Origin of the sequence: Streptomyces sp. NPDC050504 (genome assembly GCF_044458065.1) — a bacterium.
In the GTDB taxonomy this organism is placed as follows: domain Bacteria; phylum Actinomycetota; class Actinomycetes; order Streptomycetales; family Streptomycetaceae; genus Streptomyces.
In genome coordinates this window covers 192,644-209,078 of record NZ_JBITHO010000004.1, presented here as the reverse complement: position 1 = coordinate 209,078, position 16,435 = coordinate 192,644, and the positions used below count along the sequence as shown (strand labels likewise).

Annotated in this window: 11 protein-coding genes and 1 pseudogene; 7 read left to right on the top strand and 5 right to left on the bottom strand. The window is 73.6% G+C overall.

What is annotated here, in order from left to right:
- Positions 1 to 39: 39 nt before the first annotated feature.
- Positions 40 to 1,020, bottom strand: coding sequence for a TetR/AcrR family transcriptional regulator C-terminal domain-containing protein (locus tag ACIBNE_RS16245; protein WP_399271905.1), 981 nt, complete (start codon positions 1,018 to 1,020; stop codon positions 40 to 42).
- A 251-nt stretch (positions 1,021 to 1,271) separates the two neighbouring features.
- Between ACIBNE_RS16245 and ACIBNE_RS16240 the strand changes: the two genes are divergently transcribed.
- On the top strand, positions 1,272 to 2,726 hold the full coding sequence (locus tag ACIBNE_RS16240; protein ID WP_399272937.1) for an MFS transporter: 1,455 nt from the start codon (positions 1,272 to 1,274) through the stop codon (positions 2,724 to 2,726).
- 41 nt (positions 2,727 to 2,767) lie between these two features.
- Here the strand turns inward: ACIBNE_RS16240 and ACIBNE_RS16235 are convergent, their stop codons facing one another.
- Entirely contained in the window at positions 2,768 to 4,024 is a 1,257-nt protein-coding gene (locus ACIBNE_RS16235) for a nuclear transport factor 2 family protein (protein ID WP_399271903.1), read from the bottom strand.
- A gap of 95 nt (positions 4,025 to 4,119) precedes the next feature.
- On the opposite strand from ACIBNE_RS16235, the gene ACIBNE_RS16230 reads away from it, so the two are divergent.
- Positions 4,120 to 5,022, top strand: a complete 903-nt coding sequence (locus ACIBNE_RS16230) for a LysR family transcriptional regulator (protein ID WP_399271901.1) — start codon at positions 4,120 to 4,122, stop codon at positions 5,020 to 5,022.
- On the opposite strand, the gene ACIBNE_RS16225 is transcribed toward ACIBNE_RS16230, so the two are convergent.
- Together ACIBNE_RS16225 and ACIBNE_RS16220 are read right to left on the bottom strand one after the other, a co-directional pair.
- Positions 5,019 to 6,953: an ABC transporter ATP-binding protein gene (locus ACIBNE_RS16225; protein WP_399271899.1), complete on the bottom strand. Its 1,935-nt coding sequence runs from the start codon at positions 6,951 to 6,953 to the stop codon at positions 5,019 to 5,021. The genes ACIBNE_RS16230 and ACIBNE_RS16225 overlap by 4 nt on opposite strands.
- A complete protein-coding gene (locus tag ACIBNE_RS16220; protein WP_399271897.1) occupies positions 6,950 to 8,746 on the bottom strand; it encodes an ABC transporter ATP-binding protein in 1,797 nt (598 codons plus the stop codon). The genes ACIBNE_RS16225 and ACIBNE_RS16220 overlap by 4 nt, the downstream gene beginning before the upstream one ends.
- A 52-nt stretch (positions 8,747 to 8,798) precedes the next feature.
- Here ACIBNE_RS16220 and ACIBNE_RS16215 point away from each other — a divergent pair.
- Both ACIBNE_RS16215 and ACIBNE_RS16210 read left to right on the top strand, forming a co-directional pair.
- Positions 8,799 to 8,924, top strand: a pseudogene (locus ACIBNE_RS16215) (LuxR C-terminal-related transcriptional regulator); the annotation flags it as partial.
- A 43-nt stretch (positions 8,925 to 8,967) separates the two neighbouring features.
- A complete protein-coding gene (locus tag ACIBNE_RS16210; protein ID WP_399271895.1) occupies positions 8,968 to 10,215 on the top strand; it encodes a hypothetical protein in 1,248 nt (415 codons plus the stop codon).
- Here ACIBNE_RS16210 and glgX read toward each other — a convergent pair.
- Positions 10,202 to 12,487 (bottom strand): glycogen debranching protein GlgX, encoded by a 2,286-nt coding sequence (gene glgX, locus ACIBNE_RS16205; RefSeq protein ID WP_399271893.1) that lies wholly within the window; start codon positions 12,485 to 12,487, stop codon positions 10,202 to 10,204. The two genes, ACIBNE_RS16210 and glgX, sit on opposite strands and share 14 nt — an antisense overlap.
- Positions 12,488 to 12,704: 217 nt before the next feature.
- On the opposite strand from glgX, the gene ACIBNE_RS16200 reads away from it, so the two are divergent.
- The 3 genes from ACIBNE_RS16200 to ACIBNE_RS16190 all read left to right on the top strand — a co-directional run bounded on the left by ACIBNE_RS16200 (position 12,705) and on the right by ACIBNE_RS16190 (position 16,230).
- On the top strand, positions 12,705 to 13,862 hold the full coding sequence (locus ACIBNE_RS16200; protein WP_399272935.1) for an Ig-like domain-containing protein: 1,158 nt from the start codon (positions 12,705 to 12,707) through the stop codon (positions 13,860 to 13,862).
- Positions 13,863 to 14,202: 340 nt separating this feature from the next.
- Positions 14,203 to 15,369 carry an Ig-like domain-containing protein gene (locus ACIBNE_RS16195; protein ID WP_399272933.1) on the top strand — a complete coding sequence of 389 codons (1,167 nt, stop codon included), beginning with the start codon at positions 14,203 to 14,205 and terminating at the stop codon, positions 15,367 to 15,369.
- A gap of 93 nt (positions 15,370 to 15,462) precedes the next feature.
- Positions 15,463 to 16,230 (top strand): enoyl-CoA hydratase/isomerase family protein, encoded by a 768-nt coding sequence (locus tag ACIBNE_RS16190; RefSeq protein WP_399271891.1) that lies wholly within the window; start codon positions 15,463 to 15,465, stop codon positions 16,228 to 16,230.
- The last annotated feature ends 205 nt before the right edge of the window (positions 16,231 to 16,435 follow it).

Here is a 16,435-nt window from a genome sequence, read left to right as displayed (position 1 = left end):
CCGGAGCGGGTCCGACCGCCCCGTATGGCCGGTGGCCGATTATCGACTGTCCGACTCCCCGTGAACCGTACCCACTTGGGGGAGTTCGCGCGCCGCGTCCCCGGCGGAGTCCGCGACGAGCACCGCGATCCCGTCCAGCGTCCGGCGCAGCCCGAACTCGAAGAGGGTCGTGAGGTCCAGGTCGAAGTCCTCCGCCCGGAAGACCGAGACGAGCAGCGGGAACGTGCCCGCCGAGATGATCGCGTCGAACCGCGCCCCGCTGTGCGCCAGCCACTCCTCGCCCGACATCCCGGTGTCCTGCCGCGCCCGGCCCTCCGACTCCGCCGCGAGGGCCACCCCCTGCACGAAGGCCAGCACGGACAGGTGCGTGTGCAGCATGTCGTGCGGGCGCAGCCCGCTGTCGCGCAGCGCGCCCAGCACCCACTCCGTGTAGCGCATCGTGTGCGGCGTCGGCTGCGGCCTGCTGAACCCCGCCATCGCCGTCGCCATCCACGGATGGCGCCCGTACATCGCCCACAACTCCCGCGCCGCCAGGTCGAGTCCGCGCCGCCACTGCCGTACCGACGGGCCCAGGTCCAGCTCGGCGAAGGCCGCGTCCGTCATCAGCCGCACCAGCTCGCCCTTGCCCGCCACGTGCCGGTAGAGCGCCATCGACGAGGTGTCGAGTTCGGTCGCCACCCGGCGCATCGACACGCTCTCCAGGCCCTCCGCGTCCGCCAGCGCCAGCGCCGCCCGCACGACGCGCTGCCACGTCAGCGGCGCCTGCCGCGCCCCGCCGGGGCCGCCGGGGCCGCCGTGCTCCCGCTTCCCGGCGACCACCGTGCCGACCCCGGGGACCGGCCGCACCAGCCCCTCCTGGCGCAGCGCGGCGAGCGCCTTGGTGGCCGTCGCCATGGCCACGCCCCACTCCCGGGTGAGGGCCCGGGTCGAGGGCACGGGCGCGCCGGGGGCGAGCCTGCCCGACTCGATGTCGCGGCGGATCGCGGAGGCGATGCGCAGATAGGGCGGTACGGTAGTCACGCACGGCAGTGTACTAGTGCGCGATGACACCGTAAATCCGCGATTCAACGGGTGAATTGGCGCCGCTTCCGAGGTGCACTAGGCAGCTGATTGCACCGTACGCGCCCCGCTGCTTCGCTCCTGCCATGACCTCGCTCAAGCCCACGGAAACCCACCCCGAGCACGGCCCCGGGCACGACCCGGGACCCGGCCCTCGGCTCCCCGCGCCCCCGCGCGCCGGGCGTCGCGAATGGACCGCGCTCGCCGTCCTGATGCTCCCCCTGCTGATCGTCTCCATGGACGTGTCGGTCCTCTACTACGCCGTCCCCGCCATCAGCCGGGACCTCGCCCCCGGCTCCACCCAGCAGCTGTGGATCCTCGACGTGTACGGCTTCGTGCTCGCCGGACTCCTGATCACGATGGGGGCCGTCGGCGACCGCCTGGGCCGCAGGCGCCTGCTGACGGTCGGCGCCGTCCTGTTCGGCGCCGCCTCGCTGGCCGCCGCCTACGCCCAGGGCCCCGGCGGCCTCATCGCGGCCCGCGCGCTCCTCGGCGTCGGCGGCGCCTGTCTGATGCCGTCCACGCTGGCCCTGATCAGGACGCTGTTCGCGGACCCGGGCCAGCGCGCCAAGGCGGTCGGCGTCTGGACCACGGTGATGGCCACCGGCATCTCGCTCGGCCCCGTCGTCAGCGGCGCGCTCCTCGAACACTTCTGGTGGGGCTCGGTCTTCCTGGTCAACCTGCCCGCGATGGCCCTGCTGCTGATCCTCGCGCCGGTCCTGCTCCCCGGCTCCACCCGGGCCGAACGGGCGGCCGCGGGCCGCGTCGACGTGCCCAGCGCGCTCCTCTCGCTGGCCGCGCTGCTCCCGCTGGTCCACGGCGTCAAGGAGCTGGCCAAGGACGGCCCCGAACCGCTGCCGCTGCTGCTCGTCGCCCTCGGCCTGGCCGTCGGCGCGCTGTTCGTCCGCCGCCAGGCCCGCATCGCCGACCCGATGGTCGACCTGACGCTGCTGCGGCAGCGGGCCTACGGCGGCTCGGTCCTGGTGAACCTCTTCGCGATGGCGGCCACCGTCGGCTTCGCGGTCCTGTTCACCCAGTACCTCCAGTCCGTGCTCGGCATGAGCCCCTTCGAGGCCGCGCTCTGGAGCCTGGTTCCGGCGACGGGCCCGATGGCGGCGGCCCCGCTGGGCGCCGTGCTCGTCAAGCGCTTCGAACGCGCGAAGGTGATGGGCGCCGGGTTCCTCGTCGCGGCCGCGGGCTTCTGCGCCCTGACGCGGCTGGGCGCCGAACCGCCGCTGTGGTTCGTGCTGACGGCCGTCACGGTGTACGCGGCGGGCCTGGTCCTCGCCATGATGCTCGCCAACGAACTCGCCCTGGGCGCGGCCCCGCCGGAGCGCGCCGGTTCCGCCGCCGCGGTCCTTGAATCGGGCACGGAACTGGGCGGCGCGCTGGGCATGGCGGTGCTCGGCTCGATCGCCGCGGCGGTCTACTCCCGGGACATGGCGGGCGCGCCGCACGCGGCGAAGGAGACCCTGGGCGGCGCGGTCGCCACCGCGGACGGACTCCCGGCCGCACGGGCCCACGCCCTGCTGGACACGGCCCGCGAGGCGTTCACCCACTCCATGGCGTACGCGGCGGCGGGCGCCGCGCTCCTGATGGCCCTGGCCGCGGCCTTGAGCCTGGCCCTGCTGAAGGGGCTCCGCCCCGCGAACGGACCGCACGTGTGACGGGCGGAGCCGCGAGGACGGCAAGGGTGGCTGACGGGACGTCAAGAATGGCGGTGGTAGGCCTTGTTGGCTATCCGCCAGCGGTCGTCCGCGCCGCGCACCAGCAGGAAGACGTCGGTGAAGACGTCCGCGCCGTGCCGGAGCGTCATGGTCGCGGTCGCGACGGTGCCGTGCACCTCGACGGTGTCGACGCGGCGCGAGCGGGCCGGTTCGTCCGGGGCAGGGTGGCCGGGGAACAGGGCGCAGTACTGGTCCAGGGGCCAGGAGACGAAGGCGCCGTCGCGGACGCCCTCGACGTGCGCGGTGGGCAGGAACGCGTCGCGGAAGTGGGCGGGGTCGCCGGTGGCGTGTCCGCGGGCGTAGGCGCGGAGCGGCCGGAGCACGGCGTCGTCCGGCGCGGGAACCGTGGCGGCGGCCGCGACGTCGGCCTCGGGGCCGCCAGGGGCGTCCGTCGGCAGGGCCGCGCCGCGCAGGGGGACGCCCGACGCGTCCGCGAGGAGCGCCATGTCCTTGGCGAGGGCGCCGACCGTGAAGTCGGCGGGCAGGGCGGCGGCGTCCGCCCCCTCGGCGAGGAAGGGGCGCTTGCGGGCCACGAGCCCGCCGAGCTGGCCGAGTTCGAGGACGTCGAGGACCCGGTCGCGGGGCAGCCCGAGCGCGTCCGCCTGCCGGAGCGTCTCGCGCAGCGCGACGACGGAGCCCGCGAGGCCGCTGTTGGCGACCAGCTTGAACGCGGCGGCGGTGGCCGCGTCGTCGAAGAGCCGTACGGTGCCCAGGGCGTCCAGCACCGGCCGGGCCACGTCCAGGGCGGCTGGATCGGCCGCGGCGAGGATCTGGAGCGTGCCGGCGGCGGCCGCCGGGACGGAGCCGAGCACGGGGGCGTGCACGTAGGCCGGGCCGATCCGCCGGGCCAGGCGCGCCGCCTCGGCGGGGGAGACGGTGCCGGTGTTCAGTACGACCGCGTCCGTGCGCAGCGAGCCGTGGACGTCGTCCAGGACCTGCTCGCAGGCCGGGCCGTCGAACAGCGCCAGCAGGACGAGACCGGCTCCCGCCACGGCCTCCTTCGGGTCTGCGGCCGTCCGGTAGACGCCCGTGTGCCGGTCGGCGATGTGCCGTTCGGCCGTGGGGTGGTCGGCCGTGGGGTGGGCTGTCGTGCGGTGGTCGGTCGTGCGGTGGTCGGTCCCGGCGCGGCCGGACCTGGTCCAGCCGACGACGTCCAGACCCTGGTCGGCGAGCCGGGTCGCGAAGGCGTGGCCCATGCGCCCCAGGCCGAGGACGGCGATCGAGTGAGATGTGCTCATGCGGGTCAGCGTGCTGCCCCGCGAAGCCTGCGACAAGCGCAGATTCCGCAGGGCTGCCCTGCGTGACCCGCATACCCGCAGGTCATACTGGTGCCATGGAACTGACGGTGTGGCGGACCTTCGTGACCGTGTGCCGCCTGGGGTCGCTGTCGGCGGCCGCCGCCGAGCTCCACCACACGCAGTCGGCCGTCTCCCGGCAGCTCGCCGGGCTCGAACGGCAGCTCGGCGTGGAGCTGGTGGAGCGCCACGCGCGCGGCGTGCGCCCGACACCGGCGGGCGAGGCGTTCCTGCGCCACGCCCGCCTCACGCTCAACGAGGCCGACCGCGCCGTGCGCGCGGCCCGGGACGCGGCCGCCGGGTCCGCGGCCCGGCCGCTGGCCGTCGGCGCGACGCCCTCGCTGGCCGCGGGGATCGTCCCCGAGGCCGTCCGGGGGCTGCTGGAGCGGGTGGGCCCGCTCGACTGGAGCCTGCTGCCCGCACTGAGCGCACAGCTGCACCCCCGGGTGGCCGACGGCGGTCTCGACCTCGCCGTCGTCACCGACGCGCCACCGGGGCTGCCCGACGACCCGCGGGTCGAGCGGCGGCTCCTCGGCGTGGACGACATGGTCGTCGTCCTGCCCGCCGGGCACCCGCTGACCGGGCAGGGGCCCGTACGCATCGGGGACCTCGCCGACGAGACCTGGGCGGAGGACAACGACGGCTCGGCGGCGCTCCTGCGGCGGCACGCGGCCCGCGCGGGAGCCGACGTCCGCATCGACCTCGCCGCCGCCGACCTCTTCGGCAAGCTGGCCCTGGTCGCGTCCGGCCACGCCGTCGCGCTGATCCCCGGGGTGCTGACCCGCGCGCTGCGGGCCGACGTCGGCACCGTGACCCTCGTCGACCCCCCGACGCGCGGCGTCTACACGATCGCCCCGCGCCGCGACCCCCACCCGGCGCTCGCCCCGCTCCTGGCCGAACTCGCCACCGCCTTCGCGGCGGGCCGCGCCGCCTCCGACTAGCCCACCACGCTCTCCCGCCACGCCCGGTGCAGCTCGGCGAAGCGGCCCGTGCCCGCGGTGAGTTCGGCGGGGCTGCCGTCCTCGACCACCCGGCCGTGCTCCATCACCAGCACCCGGTCCGCGATCTCCACCGTCGACAGGCGGTGCGCGATGACCACCGCCGTACGGCCGTGCAGGACCGTGTCGAGCGCCCGCTGCACCGCGCGCTCGCCCGGGATGTCCAGCGAACTGGTCGCCTCGTCCAGGATCAGCACCGCGGGGTCGGCCAGCAGCGCCCGCGCGAAGCCCACCAGCTGGCGCTGGCCCGCGGAGATGCGGCCGCCCCGCTTGCGCACGTCCGTGTCGTAGCCGTCCGGCAGGGCCGTGATGAAGTCGTGCGCGCCGATCGCCTTCGCCGCGCGCTCGATGTCCTCGCGGGTCGCGTCCGGGCTGCCGATCGCGATGTTCTCCGCGACCGTCCCGGAGAACAGGAACGCCTCCTGCGTCACCATGACCACCCCGCGCCGCAGTTCGGGCAGCGACAGGTCGCGCAGGTCCGCGCCGTCCAGCAGGACCCGGCCCTCGGTCGGGTCGTAGAACCGCGCCAGCAGCTTGGCCAGCGTCGACTTGCCCGCGCCCGTCGAGCCGACGACCGCCACCGTCTGGCCCGCCGGGATCGTCAGGTCGAAGCGTGGCAGCACCTCGCCGCCCGTGCGGTACGCGAAGCGCACCGAGTCGAAGACGACCTCGCGCCCCGGGTGGTCGCCCGTGCGCGCGGGCAGCTCCTTCGGGTCGGCGGTCTCCGGCACCGAGGGGACCTGGGCCAGCAGTCCGGCGATCTTGGCGAGCGAGGCGGCGGCCGACTCGTACGAGTTGAGGAACATCCCGAGCCGGTCGATCGGGTCGTACAGCCGCCGCAGGTACAGCACGGCCGCCGCGAGCACGCCCAGCTCCAGCGTCCCGTCCGCCACCCGGTACGCGCCCCACAGCACGATCCCCGCGACGGCGGTGTTGGCGACCAGCCGGGAGCCGACCACGTAGCGGGCCATCTCCAGCATCGCGTCGCCGTTCGACCCGGCGTGCACGCCGTTCAGCCTCGCGAACTCCGCGTCGTTGGCCCGCTCGCGGCGGAACGCGCGCACCGGCCTGATGCCGTTCATGGTCTCCGCGAACTTCACGATGACCGCGGCGATGGCGGTGGAGCGCGTGGTGAACATCCGCGCGGCGCGCCGCTGGTAGAGCCGCACCAGCAGGTACAGCGGTACGAAGGAGGCGACCGCGAGCCCGCCGAGCCCGAGGTCCAGCCAGAGCAGCATCGCGCTGATGTAGACGAACGCGAGGACGACGCCGATCAGCTCCTGGAGCCCCTCGCTGAGCAGTTCGCGCAGCGACTCCACGTCGGTGGTCGAGCGGGAGATCAGCCGGCCCGACGTGTAGCGCTCGTGGAAGTCGACGCTCAGCGCCTGCGCGTGCCGGAAGATGCGGCCCCGCAGGTCCAGCAGCACGCTCTGGTTGACCCGGGCGGACGCGCGGATGAAGGCGTACTGGAAGACGCCCGCGCCCACCGAGCAGACCAGGTAGCCGGTCGCGACGGCGATCAGCGGGCCGTAGTCGTCGGCGCGCAGCGCGGGCACGCCGCGGTCGATGGCGTACGCGACGAGCAGCGGACCCGCCTGTGCGGCGGCCTGCTGGAGCAGCAGGTACAGCACGGCGAGCACGACCCGGCCGCGCAGCGGTCGCAGCAGCGAGCGCAGCAGGGTGCCGGTCGCGCCCTCGGGCGCGGGCAGTTCGTCTCGGTCGAAGGCGTCGGGCCCGACGGCACCGGCGCCCTCGGCGGTCCCGCCCTCGCCCGTACTGTTCCTGTCCGTACCGCCCTCGTGCCCGTCCGGGCCGTTCGGGCCGTTCGGGCCGGGCCCGTCGGTCGCGGGCTGCTGTCCCACGGTCGTGGTCATACCCGGCGTCCCTCCTCGGCGCCCGACATCAGCCAGGCGTACTCGGCGTTGTCACGCAGCAGTTCGTGGTGCGTGCCCACGGCGGCTATCCGGCCGCCGGAGAGCAGCGCGACCCGGTCGGCGAGCAGCACCGTCGACGGGCGGTGCGCCACCACCAGCGCGGTGGTGTCCGCGAGGACCCGCCGCAGCGCGGCCTCCACCAGCGCCTCCGTGTGCACGTCGAGCGCCGACAGCGGGTCGTCGAGCACCAGGAAGCGGGGCTGTCCGACGACCGCGCGGGCGAGCGCGAGGCGCTGGCGCTGGCCGCCGGAGAGGCTGAGCCCCTGCTCGCCGACCTGGGTGTCGACGCCCTGCGGCAGCCGGTGCGCGAAGTCGGCCTGCGCGGTGTCCAGGGCGCGCCGCAGCGCCTCCTCGTCCGCGTCATCGCCGCCCATCAGGACGTTCTCGCCGACGGTCGCGGAGAAGAGCGTGGGCTCCTCGAAGGCGACGGAGACCAGGGAGCGCAGCCGGTCGCGCTCCATGGCGGTGATGTCCTCGCCGTCGAGCAGGATCCGCCCGCCGGTCAGCTCGTGCAGCCGGGGCACGAGGGCGGTGAGCGTGGTCTTGCCCGAGCCGGTGGCCCCGACGAGCGCCATGGTCTCGCCTGGGCGTACGCGCAGGTCGATCCGGTCCAGTACGGCGGGGGAGTCCGGCGCCGCGTCGGGGTACCGGAACGAGACGCCCTCGAACGCGATGCCGCCGCCGTCCGCACCCGCCCCCGGGGCGGCCGCGCCGTGGGCCGCGCCCTTCGCCGCGTCGGTCTCCTCAGGCGCGTCCATCACCTCGAAGTACCGCTCCGTGGCCGTCGCCGCCTCCTGGCTCATCGCCAGCAGGAAGCCGATCGACTCCACCGGCCACCGCAGCGCCAGCGCCGTCGACAGGAACGCCACCAGCGTGCCCGCCGACAGGTCGCCGTCCGCCACCTGCACCGTGCCGAGCACCAGGGCCGCGCCGATCGCGAGCTCCGGGATCGCGGTGATCACGGCCCAGATCCCGGCGAGCAGCTTCGCCTTGCCCAGCTCTGTCCCGCGCAGCCGCTCCGAGAGCTGCCGGAACGCCTCCGACTGGCTGCGGTGCCGGCCGAAGCCCTTGATGATCCGGATGCCGAGGACGCTCTCCTCCACGACCGTCGTCAGATCGCCGACCTGATCCTGTGCCGTGCGCGCGACCAGTGCGTACTTCGACTCGAAGAGCGAGCAGACGATCACCAGCGGCACCACGGGGAGCAGCAGCACCAGGCCGAGCAGCCACTGCTGGGACAGCAGGATCACAAAGCCCACCAGGATCGTCACGCCGTTGACCAGCAGGAACGTCAGGGGGAACGCCAGGAACAGCCGGAGCAGCATCAGGTCGGTCGTGCCGCGCGACAGCAACTGGCCCGAGGCCCACCGGTCGTGGAAGGCGACGGGCAGCCGCTGGAGATGCCGGTACAGGTCCGCCCGCATCGCCGCCTCCACGCCCGCCAGCGGGCGGGCCACCAGCCACCGCCGGAAGCCGAAGAGCAGGGCCTCGGCGATGCCGAGGAGCAGCAGGACCAGCGCGCCCAGCCACACCCCGTCCGGGTCCCGGTCCGCGACCGGGCCGTCCACCATCCACTTGAGGACGAGGGGGATCACCAGGCTCAGACAGGACGCCACGATCGCGATGAGAGCGGCGGTGAAGAGGCGTTTGCGGACAGGCCGCACATAAGGCCACAACCGCAGCAGGATGCGGACGGCGGACCGGTCCTTGGTAGGTGCATGTTCTTCTGGCATCAGGAGTGAGCCTACGGTTCACCACTAACATCGCCCAGCGGGTTTCCGGGCCGCTCGGGAGCCGTTCATCGGCGGGGCCACCGTCAAGACGCATCTCACGCACGTTTTCGCCAAGTTGGCGGCGAAGGACCGGGCCGCCGCGGTCGCGGTCGCGTACGACCGTAAGATCCTCGGCTGATCGGCCGCGGCTGCGCGGCCGCGTTCGACTGAGGGTGGGGACCATGACGGGGAGAAGGCGCGGACGCGCCGTCGCGGCGGTGCTGGCACCGCTGCTGCTCGTGGGGGCGGCGGCCTGCGACAGCGGGGGCAAGGGCACGAAGGGCGACAAGGGCGACGAGGGCGGCAAGGACGGGTCGGGGAACGCGGTCTTCTCGCTGCCGCCCGCCGACCAGCTGGTCGCGGCCCGCACGGCCACGGAGGGCGGCGGCACGGTCCGCTTCGTGTCGACGCTCGTCTACACGGCGAAGGGCGGCGGACAGCTGACCGACCGGACCACGGGCAGCCAGGACTTCGGCGCGGACCGGGCGGTCGCCGTCCAGGTCCAGAGCACCACCGGCGCCTTCCCGCAGAAGGCGGTCGCCGCGCTGCGCGGCGAGAACGGCCGCGCCTGGCGGTCCTACTCCGTCGAGGGCGACGACGTGCTGTACCGCACCGCGAAGCGCACCTGGCTGCGGTACGCGGCCTCCGCGGGGGACATCTCCAAGGAAGCGGCCCTGCTGTCCAAGAGGGCCGGTTCCACCACCCCGTACGGCGGAACGCTCGCCGACGCCGTCTTCGGCTCGTTCCCCGAGGCCCGGCCCGAGAAGCGGTCCGACGGCACCCGGTACTACCACGTCATGACCCCGGCCGGGGTGTTCGCCGACCTCGTGCCCGACGGGTTCGCCCCCAGGGCGGGGTCGAAGGGCGAGGCGGTACCGGTCTCCCTGGAGGTCGAACTCGACGCCCAAGGGCGGCTGACCCGGGCGGAGGCCGACCTCTCCGCCCTGATCACCGACCGCGAGACCCACGGCGTGACCGGGATCAAGGCGCACCTCGCCTTCTCGGAGTTCGGCCACAAGGCCCCGCCCAGCGTCCGGCCGGGGGAGCGGACCGAGGACGCGAGCAAGGTGCTGACCGAGCTCACCAAGATCAAGCCGGGCGAGTGCGCCGGCCACGACACCGGCCTGGCGGGCTTCTCCCTGCTGCGCCGCGTCGACTGCTCGACCGCCCACGACCTGCGGATCTTCGGCCAGGTCAGGATCAACGAGACCAGCAAGGAACGGATCGGCCTCGACGGCGCCTACAAGATGGCGCAGGACCGCTGCGAGGAGCGCTACACCGACGCCCCGGCCGCCTGGACGGCCAAGGGGCGCCCCGCCGGGACGTTCTACACGCTGGGCGCCGAGGGCATGGAGATCCTCGGCGGTGGCCCGGGAGACGACATCAGCATCGTCAAGGGCGACTTCACCTGCTACGTCAAGACGTCCTGACCGACGAGGGCGCCCCCGGCACCACCCTCAGCAGCAGCACCGCCCGCGCCGGCACCGGCACCGCCTCGCCGCCCCGGTGCACCGTCGCGGGCGGCGCGCCCTGCTCCTCCCTGGACGTGTCGACGAGGAGTTCGTACGACTCGGCCCACGGCGCCCCCGGCAGCAGGAAGCCCGCCGGGCGGTCCGCCGCGTGCAGCACCGCCAGGAAGCTGTCGTCGGTCACCGGGGCGCCGCGCGCGTCGCGCCCCGGGATGTCCCGCCCCGACAGGTAGAAGCCCAGCGTCGCGGCCGGGGCGTACCAGTCCCGCTCGGTCATCTCCGTGCCGCGCGGCGTGAACCACGCCAGGTCCCGCAGCCCGTCCGCCCCCTGCGGGCGCCCCGAGAAGAACGCGCGGCGCCGCAGCACGGGGTGGGCGTGGCGCAGCGCGGTGAGCCGGGCCGTGAGCCGCGCCAGCTCGCGCCAGCCCGGGTCGTCGAGCAGCGCCCAGTCGACCCAGCCGGTCTCGTTGTCCTGGCAGTACGCGTTGTTGTTGCCTCCTTGCGTGCGCCCCATCTCGTCGCCCGCGACCAGCATCGGCACCCCGGTCGACAGCAGCAGCGTCGTCACCAGGTTGCGCAGCTGCCGCCGCCGCAGCGCGTTGATCCGGGCGTCGTCGCTCTCGCCCTCGACCCCGCAGTTCCAGGCGCGGTTGTCGTGCGTCCCGTCCCGGTTGCCCTCGCCGTTGGCCTCGTTGTGCTTGCGCTCGTAGGTGACGAGGTCGCGCAGCGTGAAGCCGTCGTGCGCGGTGACGAAGTTGATCGAGGCGTACGGCCGCCGCCCGCCCCACGCGTACAGGTCGCTGGAGCCCGAGATCCGGTAGCCCAGGTCGCGCACGTCGGGCAGGGCGCCGCGCCAGAAGTCCCGTACGGCGTCCCGGTAGCGGTCGTTCCACTCGGTCCACAGCGGCGGGAACGCCCCCACCTGGTAGCCCCCGTCGCCCACGTCCCAGGGCTCGGCGATCAGCTTCACCCGCCGCAGCACCGGGTCCTGGGCGATCACCGCGAGGAACGGCGAGAGCATGTCGACGTCGTGCATCGAGCGGGCCAGCGCGGCGGCCAGGTCGAAGCGGAAGCCGTCCACGCCCATCTCGGTCACCCAGTACCGCAGCGAGTCGGTGATCAGCCGCAGCACCTGCGGCCGCACCACGTGCAGGGTGTTCCCGCAGCCGGTGTAGTCGCTGTAGCGGCGGGCGTCGTCGGCCAGCCGGTAGTAGCCCCGGTTGTCGATGCCGCGCAGGGAGAGCGTCGGGCCCAGCTCGTCCGCCTCCGCCGTGTGGTTGTAGACCACGTCGAGGATGACCTCGATGCCCGCGTCGTGCAGCGCCCGCACCATCCGCTTGAACTCCCCGACCTGCTGGCCGCGCGTGCCGGACGCGGCGTACGCGGCGTGCGGCGCGAAGTAGCCGACGGAGTTGTAGCCCCAGTGGTTGCGCAGGCCCCGCCGCAACAGGTGGTCCTCGTGCGCGAACTGGTGCACGGGCAGCAGCTCGACCGCCGTCACGCCGAGCTTCACGAGGTGGTCGAGCGCCGCCGGGTGGGCGAGGCCCGCGTAGGTGCCGCGCAGTTCCTCGGGGACGCCGGGGTGCCGTTTGGTGAAGCCGCGCACGTGCAGCTCGTAGATGACCGAGTCGGCCCACGGCGTCTTGGGGCGCCGGTCGTCCGCCCACTCGTCGGCGCCGCCCGGCGGCCCGTCGTCGTGGACGACGACGCCCTTGGGGACGTGCGGCGCCGAGTCCCGGTCGTCGCGCACGGTGTCCGCGACGCTCTGCTGCGGCCAGTCCCTGACGTGCCCGTACACCTCGGGCGGCAGCGCGAACTCGCCGTCCACCGCCCGCGCGTACGGGTCGAGCAGCAGCTTCGCCGGGTTCCAGCGGGCACCGGTCCAGGGGTCCCAGCGGCCGTGCACCCGGTAGCCGTACCGCTGGCCGGGACGCACGCCCGGCACGAAGCCGTGCCAGATCTCGTGGGTCAGTTCGGCCAGCGGGCGGCGCGTCTCGCGGCCCTCGTCGTCGAAGAGGCACAGCTCGACGGATTCGGCGCCGCCGGCCCAGAGCGCGAAGTTGGTGCCCGCCGCGCCCTCGGGACCGGCGCGCCCGGCCCGGAAGCGGGCCCCCAGCGGGGTCGGCGCCCCGGGCCACACGGACGCGCCCGCCCCGTCGGCCGCCCCGCCGCCCACGGCGACCGGTGGCCGGGCGGGCTGCCGCACCGCCTCCTGCTCGGCTGCGCTCGACACCTGACGTCCTCCCGCGGCTCGATGGGACGTGGGGACGGAAAACGCGTGGTCCCGTGTTGGTGCTCCATTGTTCTGCCCGTAACAAGGGTCGTACTCACGTTTCCCCGGACGCGGCCCGGTCGTTGGGCGAGCTGTGAAGAACCCAGCGAAGCGCGGCGACAACGCACCGAAAAGAGCGAGGGCGGGTCTGGCCAGGGCCCTGGCGGCGGCGGCCACGATGGCGGCGGCGGTGGCGCTGGCCGGCTGCTCGGGCGGCGGCCCGGACGCAGGCGACAAGGCGCCCTCCCCCCGGGACACCATCAGGATCACCCCCGACGACGGTGCGAGCGGCATCAGGAGGGACGGCCGCATCGAGGTGTCCGTGCCCAGCGGGCGCCTGGAGCGGGTCAGGGTCGTGCAGGTGGAGGACGCGCAGCCCCGCGAGGTGCCGGGACGGATCTCGGACGACGGGCTGCGCTGGGCCCCGACGGGCCCCCCGCGTCTGACGCTCGCCGCGAAGTACCGGGTGGACGCGGTGGCGCTGGACGGCGACGGCCGCCGCTCGGCCCGGCACACCACCTTCACCACGTACGTCCCCGAGGAGCGCTTCATCGGCTACTTCAAACCGGAGAACCGCTCCACCGTCGGCACCGGCATGATCGTCTCGTTCGACTTCAACCGGCCCGTCGCGGACCGTGCCGCCGTGGAGCGCGCCATCGTCGTGCGCTCGCAGCCGCCGGTCGAGGTGGTGGGCCACTGGTTCGGCAAGGAGCGCCTCGACCTGCGGCCCGCGGAGTACTGGAAGCCGGGCACGAAGGTCACCGTCGAGATGCGGCTGCGCGACGTGGAGGGGGCGCCCGGGGTGTACGGCATCCAGCAGAAGACCGTCGGCTTCACGGTCGGCCGCTCGCAGGAGTCGCTGGTCGACGCGGAGGCGCACACGATGAAGGTGCGCAGGGACGGTGAGGTGCTGGCCACCCTGCCGATCACCGCGGGGGCGCCGAAGACCACCACGTACAACGGGAAGATGGTCGTCACCGAGCTGTACGACGTGACGCGGATGAACGGGCGGACGGTCGGCTTCGGCGGCGAGTACGACATCAAGGACGTGCCGCACGCGCTGCGGCTGACCACGTCGGGGACCTTCCTGCACGGCAACTACTGGGCGTCCGCGGGCACCTTCGGCTCGGCCAACGTCAGCCACGGCTGCATCGGGCTGCGCGACGTGAAGGGCGGCAGCGCGGACACCCCGGCCGGCTGGTTCTTCGACCGGACCCTGATCGGGGACGTGGTCGAGGTGGTCAACTCGCGGGACAAGGAGGTCGCGCCCGACAACGGCCTGGGCGGCTGGAACCTGACGTGGGACAAGTGGAAGGCGGGCTCCGCCCTGCGCTGAGTCCGGCCCCCGCCCCGCCCGTCCCCGCGCTCCGCGCCGACGGCCGCCCCTGGCCCCCGCCCCGTCCGCCCCCGCCGTCCCGGAAGGCTCCGGGCGTCCCACGGCGTTCCCGAGAAGTCCCTGGACAAGTTGGGACTGAACGGTGACATTCGCAGGGAGTTGCCGCCCCGCCCGGTGTGATTATCTATCGCGGTGCGCGCGAGTCGCGGCGCACAGGGGAGTGCGGGCCGTGGCGGGGCCAGGCCGTGCGAGGGGAGATCACGTGAAGGCGCTTGCGCAGGGGCGGCGGATATCCGGGGCGTCCGGGAGGAAGGGCGGCGTTGGCCTGATCGCGCTGCTGATGGGCGTACTGCTGCTGCTGGTGTCGGCCTGCGGCGGTGGCGACGACGCCGGCGGCGGGGGCAAGGGCGAGAAGGACGCGGGGAAGGTCGAGGAGAACGCCGCGTCGGTCGCGGTGGTCACCGTCGCCCCCAAGGACGGCGCCGACTCGGTCGCCACCAGCGGCGCCCTCAAGGTCACCGCGCAGCAGGGCAAGCTGGCCTCGGTCTCCGTCTCCGACCCGAAGGGCAAGGCGGTCGAGGGGAAGATCGCGGCCGACGGCGCGAGCTGGGCGCCCACCGGGCACCTGGCCGCCGCGACCAAGTACAGGGTCCACGCGATCGCCAAGGACGAGAAGGGCCGCGAGTCCGCCAAGGACACCACCTTCACCACCCTCGTGCCGAAGAACACCTTCATCGGGCAGTACACCCCCGAGGACGGCTCGACCGTCGGCGTCGGCATGCCGGTCTCGATCCACTTCACCCGGGGCATCACCGACCCGAAGGCAGTGGAGAACGCCATCAAGGTGACGGCCGAGCCGGCCGTGCCGGTCGAGGGCCACTGGTTCGGCAACGACCGCCTCGACTTCCGCCCCGAGAACTACTGGGCGCCCGGCACGAAGGTGACCGTCAAGCTGAACCTCGACGGCGTCGAGGGACGGCCCGGGGTGTACGGCAAGCAGGCCAGGACGGTGAAGTTCACCATCGGCCGCAGCCAGGTCTCCACCGTGGACGCCGCCGCCCACCAGATGGTCGTCAAGCGCGACGGCAAGGTGCTCAAGACCGTCGACATCACCGCGGGCGCCCCGTCCACCACGACGTACAACGGCCAGATGGTCATCAGCGAGAAGCTCAAGGTGACCCGGATGAACGGCGACACCGTCGGCTTCGGCGGCGAGTACGACATCAAGGACGTGCCGCACGCGATGCGCCTGTCCACCTCGGGCACCTTCCTGCACGGCAACTACTGGGCGTCCGGCGACACCTTCGGCTCGGCGAACGTCAGCCACGGCTGCGTGGGCCTGCGCGACGTGCGCGGCGCCTACGACAAGAGCACCCCCGCCGCCTGGTTCTTCGACAACTCGATCATCGGCGACGTGGTGGTCGTGAAGAACTCCAAGGACAAGACGATCAAGCCGGACAACGGCCTCAACGGCTGGAACATGCCCTGGTCGGAGTGGACCGCGTAGCAGCCGCGAACGACGGCTGCGGAGGTACGGGCCCGGTGCACTGTGACGCAGTGCACCGGGCCCCCGTGCGTTAACCGCCATTAACCTCGCCTCATGACCGTTTCTCTCGAAGTCTCCGAAGGCGTCGGCACCATCCGTCTCGACCGCCCCCCGATGAACGCCCTGGACGTCGCGGTCCAGGACCGGCTGCGCGAGCTCGCCGAAGAGGCCGCGCGCCGCGACGACGTGCGCGCCGTGGTCCTCTACGGCGGCGAGAAGGTGTTCGCCGCGGGCGCGGACATCAAGGAGATGCAGCGCATGGACCACGCGGCGATGATCGCGCGGGCCCGCGCGCTCCAGGACTCGTTCACCGCCGTCGCCCGCATCCCCAAGCCCGTCGTCGCGGCCGTCACCGGCTACGCGCTGGGCGGCGGCTGCGAGCTGGCGCTCTGCGCCGACTACCGCATCGCGGCCGACGACGCCAAGCTCGGCCAGCCGGAGGTCCTGCTGGGCCTGATCCCGGGCGCGGGCGGCACCCAGCGGCTGTCGCGGCTCATCGGCCCGTCCAGGGCCAAGGACCTGATCTTCACGGGGCGCACGGTGAAGGCGCCGGAGGCCCTGGCGCTCGGCCTGGTCGACCGGCTCGTCCCGGCGGCCGAGGTGTACGAGCAGGCGCACGCCTGGGCGGCCCGGCTCGCCCGGGGGCCCGCCATCGCGCTGCGGGCGGCCAAGGAGTCGATCGACATGGGCCTGGAGACGGACATCGAGACGGGCCTGGCCATCGAGCGGAACTGGTTCGCGGGCCTGTTCGCCACCGAGGACCGCGAGCGCGGTATGCGCAGCTTTGTCGAGGAGGGCCCCGGAAAGGCCAAGTTCCTCTGAGCCGACGACAGTTGGGAACGGATGAACGCCCGGTCATCCATGCGGGCGGTCCGGGGGCGCGGCGTGCGCCCGTGCACTCCCACCCGTTCGCGCACCGGGTCAAGGTTCGAAGGGGTGGCTGTTTTCGCAGCTCAGAGGCGGTACGCAGAGCAATTTTCTGCCCCTGGCATATGCCAAACCGCTTCACCGGAATGTGAAGTTCCGG

Excerpts from the sequence above, each read along its gene's own strand:
- ACIBNE_RS16240 (WP_399272937.1), top strand. The coding sequence starts at position 1,272 with ATGCTCCCCCTGCTGATCGTCTCCATGGACGTGTCGGTCCTCTACTAC.
- ACIBNE_RS16235 (WP_399271903.1), bottom strand. The coding sequence starts at position 4,024 with ATGAGCACATCTCACTCGATCGCCGTCCTCGGCCTGGGGCGCATGGGC.
- ACIBNE_RS16230 (WP_399271901.1), top strand. The coding sequence starts at position 4,120 with ATGGAACTGACGGTGTGGCGGACCTTCGTGACCGTGTGCCGCCTGGGG.
- ACIBNE_RS16225 (WP_399271899.1), bottom strand. The coding sequence starts at position 6,953 with ATGACCACGACCGTGGGACAGCAGCCCGCGACCGACGGGCCCGGCCCG.
- ACIBNE_RS16220 (WP_399271897.1), bottom strand. The coding sequence starts at position 8,746 with ATGCCAGAAGAACATGCACCTACCAAGGACCGGTCCGCCGTCCGCATC.
- ACIBNE_RS16210 (WP_399271895.1), top strand. The coding sequence starts at position 8,968 with ATGACGGGGAGAAGGCGCGGACGCGCCGTCGCGGCGGTGCTGGCACCG.
- ACIBNE_RS16200 (WP_399272935.1), top strand. The coding sequence starts at position 12,705 with ATGGCGGCGGCGGTGGCGCTGGCCGGCTGCTCGGGCGGCGGCCCGGAC.
- ACIBNE_RS16195 (WP_399272933.1), top strand. The coding sequence starts at position 14,203 with ATGGGCGTACTGCTGCTGCTGGTGTCGGCCTGCGGCGGTGGCGACGAC.
- ACIBNE_RS16190 (WP_399271891.1), top strand. The coding sequence starts at position 15,463 with ATGACCGTTTCTCTCGAAGTCTCCGAAGGCGTCGGCACCATCCGTCTC.